Source organism: Spongiibacter marinus (assembly GCF_016906995.1).
GTDB classification, from domain to species: domain Bacteria; phylum Pseudomonadota; class Gammaproteobacteria; order Pseudomonadales; family Spongiibacteraceae; genus Spongiibacter; species Spongiibacter marinus.
This window is the reverse complement of record NZ_JAFBBD010000009.1, coordinates 46,511-58,938: the sequence shown is the minus strand read 5'-3', so window position 1 is coordinate 58,938 and position 12,428 is coordinate 46,511. Positions and strand designations below refer to the sequence as shown.

General features: G+C 57.7%; 13 protein-coding genes. 7 read left to right on the top strand and 6 right to left on the bottom strand.

Annotated features, from left to right (window positions below):
• Nucleotides 1–110: 110 nt before the first annotated feature.
• Together rpmG and rpmB are read right to left on the bottom strand one after the other, a co-directional pair.
• A complete protein-coding gene (rpmG, locus tag HNR64_RS14365; RefSeq protein ID WP_022959072.1) occupies nucleotides 111–281 on the bottom strand; it encodes a 50S ribosomal protein L33 in 171 nt (56 codons plus the stop codon).
• A gap of 11 nt (nucleotides 282–292) precedes the next feature.
• Nucleotides 293–529 carry a 50S ribosomal protein L28 gene (rpmB, locus tag HNR64_RS14360; RefSeq protein ID WP_022959071.1) on the bottom strand — a complete coding sequence of 79 codons (237 nt, stop codon included), beginning with the start codon at nucleotides 527–529 and terminating at the stop codon, nucleotides 293–295.
• A 338-nt stretch (nucleotides 530–867) separates the two neighbouring features.
• Here rpmB and HNR64_RS14355 point away from each other — a divergent pair, with 338 nt between their 5' ends.
• Nucleotides 868–1,983, top strand: coding sequence for an NADH:flavin oxidoreductase (locus tag HNR64_RS14355; RefSeq protein ID WP_204997123.1), 1,116 nt, complete (start codon nucleotides 868–870; stop codon nucleotides 1,981–1,983).
• 6 nt (nucleotides 1,984–1,989) lie between these two features.
• Here HNR64_RS14355 and radC read toward each other — a convergent pair whose 3' ends face one another.
• On the bottom strand, nucleotides 1,990–2,664 hold the full coding sequence (gene radC / locus HNR64_RS14350; RefSeq protein WP_204997121.1) for a RadC family protein: 675 nt from the start codon (nucleotides 2,662–2,664) through the stop codon (nucleotides 1,990–1,992).
• Nucleotides 2,665–2,778: 114 nt separating this feature from the next.
• Between radC and coaBC the strand changes: the two genes are divergently transcribed.
• From coaBC to slmA, 4 genes are all read left to right on the top strand, one after another.
• Entirely contained in the window at nucleotides 2,779–3,996 is a 1,218-nt protein-coding gene (gene coaBC / locus HNR64_RS14345) for a bifunctional phosphopantothenoylcysteine decarboxylase/phosphopantothenate--cysteine ligase CoaBC (protein WP_204997119.1), read from the top strand.
• A 106-nt stretch (nucleotides 3,997–4,102) separates the two neighbouring features.
• Nucleotides 4,103–6,577, top strand: a complete 2,475-nt coding sequence (locus HNR64_RS14340) for a phosphomannomutase/phosphoglucomutase (protein WP_204997117.1) — start codon at nucleotides 4,103–4,105, stop codon at nucleotides 6,575–6,577.
• A 52-nt stretch (nucleotides 6,578–6,629) separates the two neighbouring features.
• The gene (gene argB, locus HNR64_RS14335) at nucleotides 6,630–7,553 is read left to right on the top strand and encodes an acetylglutamate kinase (RefSeq protein ID WP_204997116.1); all 924 of its coding nucleotides are present in this window, start codon (nucleotides 6,630–6,632) and stop codon (nucleotides 7,551–7,553) included.
• A gap of 8 nt (nucleotides 7,554–7,561) precedes the next feature.
• The gene (gene slmA / locus HNR64_RS14330; RefSeq protein ID WP_204997115.1) at nucleotides 7,562–8,146 is read left to right on the top strand and encodes a nucleoid occlusion factor SlmA; all 585 of its coding nucleotides are present in this window, start codon (nucleotides 7,562–7,564) and stop codon (nucleotides 8,144–8,146) included.
• Between the two features lie 3 nt (nucleotides 8,147–8,149).
• Here the strand turns inward: slmA and HNR64_RS14325 are convergent, their stop codons facing one another.
• Together HNR64_RS14325 and pyrE are read right to left on the bottom strand one after the other, a co-directional pair.
• On the bottom strand, nucleotides 8,150–8,761 hold the full coding sequence (locus tag HNR64_RS14325; RefSeq protein WP_204997114.1) for a hypothetical protein: 612 nt from the start codon (nucleotides 8,759–8,761) through the stop codon (nucleotides 8,150–8,152).
• Between the two features lie 82 nt (nucleotides 8,762–8,843).
• A complete protein-coding gene (gene pyrE / locus HNR64_RS14320; protein ID WP_027874795.1) occupies nucleotides 8,844–9,497 on the bottom strand; it encodes an orotate phosphoribosyltransferase in 654 nt (217 codons plus the stop codon).
• A gap of 352 nt (nucleotides 9,498–9,849) precedes the next feature.
• Between pyrE and HNR64_RS14315 the strand changes: the two genes are divergently transcribed.
• Nucleotides 9,850–10,632 carry an exodeoxyribonuclease III gene (locus HNR64_RS14315; RefSeq protein WP_204997112.1) on the top strand — a complete coding sequence of 261 codons (783 nt, stop codon included), beginning with the start codon at nucleotides 9,850–9,852 and terminating at the stop codon, nucleotides 10,630–10,632.
• Between the two features lie 40 nt (nucleotides 10,633–10,672).
• Here the strand turns inward: HNR64_RS14315 and rph are convergent, their stop codons facing one another.
• Entirely contained in the window at nucleotides 10,673–11,398 is a 726-nt protein-coding gene (gene rph / locus HNR64_RS14310; RefSeq protein WP_204997110.1) for a ribonuclease PH, read from the bottom strand.
• 143 nt (nucleotides 11,399–11,541) lie between these two features.
• Here rph and HNR64_RS14305 point away from each other — a divergent pair, with 143 nt between their 5' ends.
• Entirely contained in the window at nucleotides 11,542–12,393 is an 852-nt protein-coding gene (locus HNR64_RS14305; RefSeq protein ID WP_420853753.1) for a YicC/YloC family endoribonuclease, read from the top strand.
• Nucleotides 12,394–12,428 lie beyond the last annotated feature (35 nt).

Sequence of the window (12,428 nt, the reverse complement as noted above, 5' to 3'; positions counted from 1 at the left end):
CTAATCTGGGTGTGGCCAAAGCCAGTATTATCGCAAAAGTCCGAGGCAAAAACGTCAGGCATAAAAAAAGCCGCGACCAGCGCGGCTTTTTGCAATCTCGCGAAGAGGCCTTACTTGATTTTGGCTTCTTTGTAGATCACGTGCTTGCGAACAACCGGGTCGTATTTTTTAAATTCGAACTTGTCCGGAGTGTTACGCTTGTTTTTAGTGGTCGTGTAGAAGTGACCAGTGCCCGCGCTGGAGACCAGACGGATTTTATCGCTAGCGCCTTTCTTCGCCATGATGGTTCTCCTTAGTATTTTTCGCCACGGGCGCGCAGATCAGCCAGAACTGCATCGATGCCCTTTTTGTCGATGATACGCATGCCCTTGGCAGATACGCGCAAGGTTACGAAACGTTTTTCTGCTTCAACCCAGAAACGGTGGCTGTGCAGGTTTGGCAAAAAACGACGACGGGTGCGGTTTTTTGCGTGGGATACATTGTTACCGGTTACCGGACGCTTACCAGTAACTTGACATACTCTGGACATGATTTTCCTTCGCCTCTTTAAGCTTTTTACGCAAAAAAGCCCGATGAATTCTGCTTCAAAACTTTCGCTTTAAAAAATATGGGCCGCAGCACCGGGAAAACCAGTGCCCGAATCAGGCTCGCTTGACACCGCGCAGCGGTCAGACCCAAATTGAGCGCGACTTTATACCAGAAGCCTCCCCCCTAATCAATGAAACTGGTGAAAAAACCAGCATTGCGGTGCAGATGTGGCGCTATCGCCATTGCCAGTTGCGTGTTAAGCTCAAATTTGTATCGCGCGCGACTAAATTCGCGCCCACACACATTTTGAGAATCAGCCCCGTGGAGGCCACCCAGATTATGTCACGCGACGCTCTGTTTACCCCCTTCTCCTGCAAGTCATTGCAGCTACCCAATCGCCTGGCCATGGCACCGATGACGCGCTCGCACTCGCCCGGCGGTATTGTCTCCGATGCCATGCGCGGCTACTACCAGCGTCGCGCCGAAGGCGGCGTCGGCCTGATCATCTCCGAGGGAACGGGCATTGGCCGCCCCGGCGCGCTCAACGACGCCAAGGTTCCCCGTTTTCACGGCGAAGCCGAGCTCGCCGCGTGGCAGCAGGTTGTCGAAGCGGTACACGATGCTGGTGGCCACTTTGCCCCCCAGCTTTGGCACGTGGGCGCGATGCGGGCCGCGGGCGGCGCCGAGCGCATTGACGACGCGCTATTAGAAAGCCCGTCAGGGATTCCCTCACCCGGAAAAACCCGTGGCCGCGTCATGTCCGACAGCGACATTGCCGACACCATTGATGCCTTTGCCCAAGCGGCCCTCGCCGCAAAGCAAATCGGCTGCGACGCCGCTGAGTTTCACGGCGCCCACGGCTACCTGATTGATGAATTCTTTTGGGGGCCGACCAACCAGCGCGACGACAAATATGGCGGCAAAACCCTGGTAGAGCGCAGTCGCTTTGCGGTGGAGATTCTCAGAGCGGCGCGGGCAGTGGTGGGTGAAGACTTTGCGCTGATCCTGCGAATTTCCCAGTGGAAGCAGCAGGACTATCAGGCCCGACTCGCCGACACCCCCGAGGAAATGGCCGCCTGGCTTGAGGCGCTCAGCGACGCCGGGGCCGATATTTTCCACTGTTCACAGCGCCGCTTTTGGGAGCCGGAGTTTGAGGGGTCGTCACTGAATTTTGCCGGCTGGGCGAAGAAGCTGACCGGCAAACCCACTATCAGCGTCGGCTCGGTTGGCCTTGAGGGCGACTTCCTCGACACACTGGCCAAAGGGATGTCATCTGAGCGCGACCAGCACCAGCGCATGGACGAACTCGAGCAGCGCATGAGCGACGGCGAGTTCGACCTGATCGCGGTTGGCCGGGCACTGCTGCAAGACCCCAATTGGGTCGCCAAGTTGCGCGATGGCCGCGAAGACGAGCTGCAAAGCTTTGATGTAAAGTCGATGATGGCCCTGAGCTAGAGCGCTTTACAAAAGGCCGCGCTCCGCCAGGGAAATCACCTCGGGGCCGGCCACAATGCAGTGATCTAACAAACGAATATCCAACAGCTGCACGGCCTCGCGGATGCGGGCCGTGATTCGCACATCGGCGTCGCTGGGCTCGGCGACCCCACTGGGGTGGTTGTGGGCAACGATTATCGCCGCGGCATTTAGCTCCAGAGCACGACGGGCAATCTCCCGCGGGTAGACAGCGGCGCCGTCAATCGTGCCAAAAAACAGCGGCTCATAGGCAATCAGCGCATGCTGGTTGTCCAGATATAGCACCGCAAAAACCTCACGCCGCTCGCCGCGTAACTGCGCGCACAAATACTGTTTGGTCGCGGCCGCGCTGGCGAACACCTGCTCGCGCTGGAGAGCCTCAGCCAAGTAGCGGCGGGACATCTCAATCACTGCTTGCAGCTGAACGTACTTGGCGTCGCCCAGCCCCTTTGACTGGCAGAAGCGCTGCTGGGAGGCCGACATCAGTGCCGCCAGCCCCTCGTGCTCCGCCAACAACTCCCGCGCGAGATCAACCGCCGACTTGCCGCGTACGCCGGTTCGCAGAAAAATGGCGAGCAACTCGGCATCGGACAGCGCCTGAGCGCCACGCTGCAACAGTTTTTCACGGGGCCGTTCATCCGCGGGCCAATCACAGATTGCCATACCACCCTCCTTGGTGATGCTGCAAAGCAAAGCGATGTTTATGGACGCTCCGCCTAGTGCCAATCGCCTTGAAAGTTCATAATAGCGGCTTTATTGGCAATATCGAGCCCAGGCATGAAGCAGCTCAGTAATCGACAAATCCTTCTCGGCATCACTGGTGGCATCGCCGCCTACAAAAGCGCCGAGCTAGTGCGCCGCCTCAAAGATCACGGCGCCGATGTGCGAGTGGTAATGACGGCCGCCGCAATGGAGTTCATTACCCCGCTCACCCTTCAAGCGCTGTCGGGCAACCCGGTGCACACGGCACTGCTCGACCCCGAAGCCGAAGCCGGTATGGGCCACATTGAACTGGCGCGCTGGGCGGACTTGATCCTCGTAGCGCCGGCCAGCGCCGACTTTATGGCGCGCCTGGCAAGCGGCCGCGGCGACGACTTACTGACCACCCTGTGCCTGGCAACACCCGCGCCCATCGCGCTGGCCCCGGCAATGAACCAGGGGATGTGGCGCGACCCCGCAACCCAGGCGAACGCCGACACGCTGCGCCAACGCGGTGTCGCCCTGTTCGGCCCCGCAGCCGGAGAACAAGCCTGCGGCGATGTTGGCCCCGGCCGCATGCTCGAAGCCGAGCAACTGGCAGAGCTGGCAGCCGGGTTATTTAACAGCCGCGCGCTGGATGGTATTTCCCTGAGCATTACCGCCGGCCCCACGCGCGAAGCAATTGATCCGGTTCGCTATATCAGCAACCACAGCTCCGGCAAAATGGGCTACGCACTGGCCGAGGCGGCTGCCGACGCCGGTGCCCGCGTCACCTTAATTAGCGGCCCGACCCAGCTGCCCTGCCCGCCGCGAGTGACACGGGTAGATGTCATCAGCGCCGACGACATGTATCAGGCGAGCATGGCAAATATGGGCAGTTGCGATATTTTCATCGCCTGCGCCGCAGTCGCAGACTACCGCCCGGTCCACATCGAAGAACAGAAAATAAAGAAGCAGAACACGTCGATGCATATCGAGCTGGTGCGCAACCCAGATATCGTTAGCGCTGTAGCCAGCCACGCTCAGCGGCCCTTCACGGTGGGCTTCGCTGCCGAAACGCAAGACGTTATTCACTACGCTAAAGGCAAACTCGAGAAAAAGAACCTCGATATGATTATTGCCAATGACGTCTCGGACACACGTATCGGCTTTAATTCTGATGAGAACAGCGTGACGATCATCGACCCCAGCGGACAACAAAAACTGGAGCAGATGGGTAAGCGCCAACTCGCGAAACAATTGATCGACCTTATCGCCGCGCGATACGCCGAGCAAAAGCGCGATCACAACGGCTGAGGCGGGCAAAGATTCTCCGCTTGTGCCGCCTTTCGCTAGACAGCAGCCCAATGCACTACCATGATGAAAGTTCTAAACCAACTTTTGCAGAAGATCAGCCAGGCCCATGACAAAAAAGCGTAGCGCCAAAGCGGCCGTTAAATTTCCACTTTCTCCTGCGCGCAGAGATATTCTCGCCTCCGGTATTGTCTGCGCCGCGCTGATAATCGGCGCGTTCTACTGGATCCAAACCATCCAGCTGCCGCGCAGCCTGAATCAAAACGTTATTGGTGTTACCAGCAATATCGCCGAACACCAGCGCAAAGTCGTTATTGATGTTGTCGACTCCATCGGCAAGCGGGTTAGCGCCCAGGCGGCAAGTCCCTCCATCGCCGAGGCACTGATCCGCGGAGATCAACAGCGGCTTAAGCAGCAGGAGCGCGACCTGCAACGCAGCTTCCCTGCGGCAATAGATGCCAAGCTTATTCAGCTGGGCGATCAGGGTATCGCCGACGAGCGCAGCCAAACGGATCGGCTGCGCAACCACATAGAAATAGACATGCTGCGCAAAGCCACTGACACCGGCAAGCTCACCATAGAGGCCTACCGCCACGACGGCCAGTGGATCATCTCGATGCTGCAGCAAGTGAATGCACGCGGCGCCATTATCGTTAGCTTTGACAGCCAATTTTTTGCGCGCATCCTGCGAAATATTGCAGGCACCAGCGTGCACAGCGAGTTGGTGCAGCGCTACAAAGACCGAGAAGACATCGTCATTGCCGCTGACTCAAAACAATTTAGCGAGTATATGGTGAGCCGGAACCTACCCGTGCCCGGCTGGACATTGCATGTGCTGCCGCAGTCGGCAATGCTAGAGACACTGCGCGTCGACGGTACACTTATTTGGCTTGCGGGTTTGCTTTGCCTTGGCATCATCGTCGGCAGCCACAGCATTTTCTTTCTTCGCGCCGATCAACAGCAAAGCAGCCCAGCGCCACAACCCGCCCCTGCCACCAAGTCACCGCCACCCAGCCTCGAGCAGCAACTGGCCCGCAAACTGGCTGCGCGAAAGCCCAGTGAAAGCGACCAAGGTACGGCGCCATTTAACCCCCAAGGCAGCCTAACCCCGCCCCTCCCCGAAGCGGCACCACTGCGGAAAAAAACCGCCGCGCACGCCGAGCCTCCTGCTCCCCAGCCAGCGGCAGATACAGCGCCGGAAGAGAGCGGCCCGGCTTTGGCATTGAACTGCTTTCGCGCCTATGACATCCGCGGCATTGCCGACCGCGACCTTAGCGACGCGCACTGCGTGCAAATTGGCCTGGCGCTGGGCAGCGAGGCCCAGGCGCGCGGCCACAGCAAAATGCTGCTGGGGCGCGATGGTCGCAACAGCAGCCCACGCATTCGCGAAGCCTTACTCAAAGGCCTGTTAGGCAGTGGCGTTGATGTTGTCGATTTAGGCATTATCGCGACGCCCATGCTCAACTTCGCCTGCTACGACCTGAATATTGGCAGCGCCGTAATGATCACCGGCAGCCACAACCCCGCTGACCACAATGGCATGAAAATGCTGTTGGATTTTCAGAGCCTCACGAGCGACGACATACAGTCCCTGGCGCGACGCATTGAAAGCCTGAATTTCGCCAGTGGCGACGGCCAACTCAGCAACGACAGCATTGAGCAGCGCTACATAGACCGAATATGCAGTGACGTCGTGGTCGCACAGAGTTTGAAAGTGGTTATCGACGCCGGCAATGGCGCCACCGCCAACATTGTTGTGCCACTGTTTGAAGAACTGGGCTGCGAGGTGGTGCCGCTGTTCTGCAACATCGACGGCAGCTTTCCCAACCGCGACCCCGACCCCACGATCCCGGAGCACCTGGATGCTCTCGCCGCAGCGGTTAGCGAGCACCAGGCGGATATCGGCATCGCCTTTGACGGCGACGGCGATCGCGTGGCGGTAGTAAGCGCCAGTGGCCGACGCCCCCGCGCCGACGAATTACTGATGCTGCTCGCCGACGACATGGTGAGCCGCAACCCCGGCTGCGAGGTATTGTTCGACGTAAAATGCAGTCGGCTGCTCAGCCAGCTTATTGTGAATCACGGCGGCCGCCCCACCATGTGGAAATGCGGCCACTCACATATGAAACGCAAGATGGCCGACAGCGATGCACTGCTCGGCGGCGAGTTCAGCGGCCACATCTTTTTTAAAGAGCGCTGGTATGGCTTTGATGATGGTATGTACGCGGCGGCGCGCCTGCTTGAAGCGCTCACGCTGGCCGGCACCACCCTCGACGACGAACTGGCCGGCTACCCGAGCTTGCACAGTAGCCCGGAGATACTGATCGCCGTGGACGACGAGCGAAAATTCTCGCTGGTGCAAAGCTTCGCGAATCACGCCAAGTTTGACGACGCCCAACTTATCGACATTGACGGCCTGCGCTACGAATTTCGCAATGGCTGGGGCTTATTGCGCGCCTCGAATACCGGGCCAGCAATCTCCCTGCGATTTGAAGCAGACAGCCCAGCCGCCCTGGATGGAATTCGTGAAAGCTTCGCACAAACCCTGGCGAAGATTGATCCGACCCTGGCAGATGGTCTTTAATAGTCACCCTTTTTATACGGCCGACTAATCGGCCCCCAGCACGAGAAACACTATGTCACTCAGCCGCGACGCTGCGGGCGATGTCGCCCGCGTTCTGACCGAAGCACTGCCTTATATTCAGCGCTTCACCGGCAAAACCATCGTTGTAAAGTTTGGCGGCAACGCCATGGTCGACGACCAGCTCAAGGAGCACTTTGCGCGAGACATCGTGCTGATGAAACTGGTTGGCATGAATCCCGTGGTGGTTCACGGCGGTGGCCCGCAGATCGGCGACCTGCTGAAACGGCTGCAAATCGAATCGCGCTTTGTGGAAGGCATGCGCGTGACCGATAGCGACACCATGGACGTGGTCGAAATGGTGCTGGGCGGCAGCGTCAATAAAGAAATTGTCTCACTGCTCAACCACAACGGCGGCAAGGCCGTGGGCCTAACGGGCAAAGACGGCCAATTAATTCGCGCCCGCAAGCTCAAGGTTCGCCATAAAACACCGGAAATGTCGGCCCCGGAGATTATCGATATTGGCCATGTTGGCGAGGTGGAAAGTGTTAGCACCGACGTGCTGGATATGTTGGTCAACAGCGACTTTATCCCGGTGATTGCTCCCATCGGGGTCGGCCCGGATGGCGCCTCATACAACATCAATGCCGACTTGGTTGCAGGGAAAATTGCCGAGGTCTTGAAGGCTGAGAAGCTGATGCTGCTCACCAATATAGAGGGCCTGAAAAACAAAGAAGGCAAAGTCCTCACCGGGCTGAGTACCGAACAGGTCGACGCGCTGATTGAAGACGGCACCATTTATGGCGGCATGTTACCGAAGATCGGCTGCGCACTCAGTGCCGTGAATGCCGGCGTGAACAGCGCCCATATTATCGATGGCCGCGTGCCCCATGCCGTCCTGCTGGAAATCTTCACCGACACCGGTGTGGGCACCCTCATCACCAACAGCAGCGTGCAAGCTGCAGACAGCGGCGAATAAGGCAGGCCATGACTAAGCGACCTTCTCGCCGCGACGAAATTCTGCAGTCTCTGGCCACCATGCTGGAAAGTCAGCCGGGCAGCCGTATTACCACGGCAAAACTGGCTGCCGAAGTCGGTGTTTCCGAGGCGGCGCTATACCGCCACTTCCCCAGCAAGGCGAAGATGTTTGAGGGCCTGATTGAGTTTGTAGAAGAGGCTATTTTCAGTCGCGTTGCGCTGATTTGCAGCGAAGAGGAGCAGGCAGAAGCCCAGCTCGCTAAAATCCTTCACCTGCTGCTGGCTTTTACCGAGCGCAACCCCGGCATTACTCGCATTTTCAATGGCGATGCCCTGGCGGGCGAGCACGAGCGCTTGCGCAGCCGCGTGCAACAATTTTACGACCGACTGGAAATGCAGCTGCGACAAATATTGCGCGAAGCCGAACTTCGCGAGGGGCTGCGCACCCGGGCCACCGCGAATACCACAGCAAACTTACTGATGGCCTGCGTAGAGGGGCGTATCGGGCAATTTGTGCGCAGTGAATTCAAGCGCCTGCCGAGCGCAGACTGGGATGACCAGTGGCAGCTGCTGCGAGCGACCGTCTTCCGCTAGCCGCTAATTGTTCTCGCTGTGAAAAGCGCGGCGTCGTTTTACGTTTTCCTGCAGCTGAGAGAAGCGGGCCTTGTCTCGTTCGTAGGCCTCTTCCACTTCGAACAATTCCGCGTTGCGTCGCTCAAGGTCGCTCTCCGTTGCACTGACTTCGCGACGCAAGTCATTTAGCGTTTTTGCCAGCGCCTCTGGCACTGGACGACCGCGGCGCTCCTGTTCGGCCGCTTCCGACTGATTCTTTCTAACCTTGCCTTTCAGCGCCGACAAATTGCTCTTCAGTATCGAAATACGTACCCGTATATCGTTGAGTGCGCGCGCCTTGGCGTGGTCAATATCGGCGGTATCGCTGTAACGCAGCAACAGGGACTCATCCCAAGCGCGCATTTTTTCCTCGGCTTCAGCTCGCGCTTTTGCCACCGCTTTCTCGCGCTCCCACGCCTCCCGCTCGGCGCCGGTCAGCTGCGCGGCCACACTCTTCACTACACTGCCGTCAGCGCGGATCACATCGTAGCCGCGCGGCACGACATCAGGTGGTAAGCGATCGAGGATAACCACCTTATTGTTGGCATCGACGTAGCGATAAAACAGCTTCTCTGCCGCCAGGGCAGGCGCGCTCACTACGGCCAACGCGAGGCATAGTGGGCTGAGAAACCGTAACGACCAACAAGGCATAAACTCTCACTCTCCTGTTTTTTGAGAACTATAACGACACACCGTAGCGCTCACGATACGCACTTACCCTAGATACTAGTTCAGGATCGCCTGCACCGGCATTCAGATACTCAACAATATCGTTAAGGCCAACAATACTAATGACTGCCAGGTCGCGCTCGCGTTCCAGTTCCTGAATCGCCGACAGCTCACCCTTGCCGCGCTCCTGACGGTCGAGACCAATCGCCACGGCCGCCACGCTGGCGCCCGCGGCTTCGATCATTGTAATGGCCTCGCGTATTGCCGTACCCGCAGTAATCACGTCGTCAATAATCAATACACGGCCCTGCAGCGCCGCGCCCACCAAGGTACCGCCCTCGCCATGGTCTTTGGCTTCTTTGCGGTTATAGGCAAAGGGAATGTCGATATTGTGGCGCTCTGCAAGTGCACAGGCTGTTGCCGCAGCCAGAGGAATCCCCTTGTATGCCGGGCCAAACAGCACGTCGAACTGCACCCCCGAGTCCACAATGGCGTCGGCATAGCAGGCCGCCAATGCGCTTAAGGCGCCACCGCTGCTAAAACGGCCGGCGTTAAAGAAATACGGGCTGACACGTCCCGACTTCAGGGTGAATTCACCAAAACACAGCGCATCGCTGTCGATGGCCTGGCGGATAAACTGCTGCTGAAAAGGCTTAATACTCATGGGCGGCTACGACTCATCTCACAAAAGCTGGATTGTAGAGCCCCTTATTGTACGCACCGCAGTGGCCGCGGCCCAGAGCGAAGCGCGGGCATTGTAGGCAAAACTCCGCGGAACGCCCTCAATCATGGTGTTTTTGCCGACATTCACGCCCAATTGATTGTCGTAAAAAGGGTTTCATTGTAGTCTAAACACCTGTTTAGTACGGACTTTGCAAGTGTCGATCTCGTCGCATCGCAATCTCCTTTAGAGGCTTGCAACGCACACAGCACGGCCTACTCTGCCCCAATAATGGCGGGCGACAGTATCGTTGAATAAGGGCATCAGGCCCGCTTAGTAGACACACGGGAAGCACATGAGAATCATCAGCTTTTGCGCTGACAGCATCACTGATGCTGCGGAAAGAGGCTTTTTTGACTGGGTCGTCAAGCAGGACGCGGATATCATCTGCCTGCAAAACCTGGGTATAGCCGAGTACAAGCTTCGCGACGACGTCTTCTTCCCCCGCGAGTATAACCCGTACTTTTTCGATGCCGCCGATGGCAAAAGTAACGGTGTCGCGATTTACTGCAAACAGCTACCCAAAGCCATTATGACTGGCCTCGGCTTCATGGATTTCGATATGGATGGCCTCTACATCCAGGCCGATTTCGACAATATCAGCATCGGCAGCCTGCTGGCACCCAGCGTCCCCGACGGCGACAGCGAGGCGCAGATCCGCAAAAATAACTTCTTTGAGCAGTATTACAACCACCTACACAAAGTCCGCAACAAGCGCCGCGACTTCGTCATTTGCGGCAACTGGGGCATCGCCCACAAAAGCAGTGATATTCAGGATGTGAAGGGCAACCACGGCGTATCAGGCAGCCTTACTGAAGAGCAGCAGTGGATGGAACGCTTGTTCCATGAAGAACACTACGCTGACGCCTTCCGCCTGGTGAATACCGATGCCGATGAGTTCAGCTATTGGCCCGACGGCGAGCCAGGCAAAAACGGCTGGCGCGTAGACTATCAGGTGGTGTCAGAAAGGCTGATTCCGCGCGTTGAGTACGGCGCCATCTACAAAGTGCAGCAATTCGGCAAGCACGCGCCGGTAATCATGGATTACGACTACGAATTGCCAGAAAGCGCCTTTTAAGCTTATAAGCGGCGGAGGCTGAGCCTCCGCCACACGCCCGCTACTCCACTAAAGCGGCCTGCTGCGCCGCGATCAACTCGGCGATACCCTTCTCTGCCAAATCCAGCATCGCATTCATTTCATTGCGATTGAAAGTTGCACCCTCAGCGGTTCCCTGCACTTCAATTATGCCGCCCGCCTCGTCCATAACCACATTCATATCGGTCTCTGCTGACGAGTCTTCAATGTAGTCTAGGTCCAACACTGGCTGACCTTGATAAACCCCAACGGAAACCGCAGCCACCATTTGCTTGAGGGGGTCAGCGGTGATCGCGCCGCTGCGCTGCAAATGCCGAATGGCATCAACCAATGCAACGCCAGCGCCAGTAATGGATGCTGTGCGCGTGCCGCCATCAGCTTGGATAACATCGCAGTCCAGCGTAATAGTGTGCTCACCCAGCAAGCTCAAATCCACCGCGGCACGCAGCGAGCGGCCAATTAAACGCTGAATTTCCTGAGTGCGGCCCGACTGCTTACCGCGCGCCGCCTCGCGCCCCATCCGACTGCCGGTACTGCGCGGCAACATGCCGTATTCAGCCGTGATCCAGCCCTGTCCCTTGCCGCGCAAAAACGGCGGAACGCTAGCATCAACCGAGGCCGTACACAGCACCTTCGTTGCACCGGTTTCGATCAATACAGAACCCTCGGCGTGACAGGTGTAGTTGCGGGTAATACGCAGCTCGCGTTTTTCATCGGCGCTGCGGCCACTCGGTCGAACAAAACTCATAGCAATCTCCTCTACTGAAGCGCGACAGTATACCTGCCGCACAGGCACTGAAGCGAAACCCGTTTCCCGCTACAATGCCAAGCCTGCGTATCAATACCGTGACAAGACGCTACTAACAGGGGATGCCCGTGACTATTTGCAGTATGACCGCCTTCGCCCACCGCCGCAGTGAACATGACTGGGGTACCGCCATCTGGGAGTTGCGCTCCGTCAATCACCGCTACCTGGAGCTGTCGTTTAAACTCCCCGAGAACTGGCGCCAGTTGGAACCGGAGCTACGCGATCGGCTGCGCAAGACGCTGCAACGCGGCAAAGTGGAATGCTCGCTGCGTATTAACCTGCAAGAACAAGAGCAAAGCCTGACGCTTAACCAAGAGCTGGCCGAACAGCTGCTCAACACCGCAAACGCCCTGCGGGCCGATATTGCCCATGCTGCGCCTATCAACGTACTAGAAGTATTGCGCTGGCCTGGCGTCATGCAAAATGCCCAGATCGACAGCGACACCATTAGCAAGGCGCTGCTGACCAGCTTTGAGCAAGCCCTGCAAGACCAATGCGACAATCGCCAGCGCGAAGGCCTGGCACTCGCCGACCTGATCGAGCAACGCCTCGTCAGCATTGACAGCATCGTCGCCGATTTACGTCAGCGCATGCCGGAAATCGTCAGTGGCCAACGGGATAAACTTCGCCAGCGACTTGCCGACTTGAAAGCCGAACTCGATGCCGAGCGACTCGAACAGGAAATGGCCCTGATTGCCCAGAAAGCCGATGTCGACGAAGAACTCGACCGCCTCGACACCCACGTAAAAGAAGTGCGCCGTGTACTCAAAAAAGGCGGCGCAGTGGGTCGTCGGCTCGACTTCTTAATGCAGGAACTCAACCGCGAGGCCAACACCCTGTCGTCCAAAGCCGTTGTTGCCGAAAGCACCCAGGCCGCAGTTGAACTGAAAGTACTGATCGAGCAAATGCGCGAGCAGATTCAAAACATCGAATAGTTTTTTCACCCGTCCAAGAATGTCTTAGAAGCCCT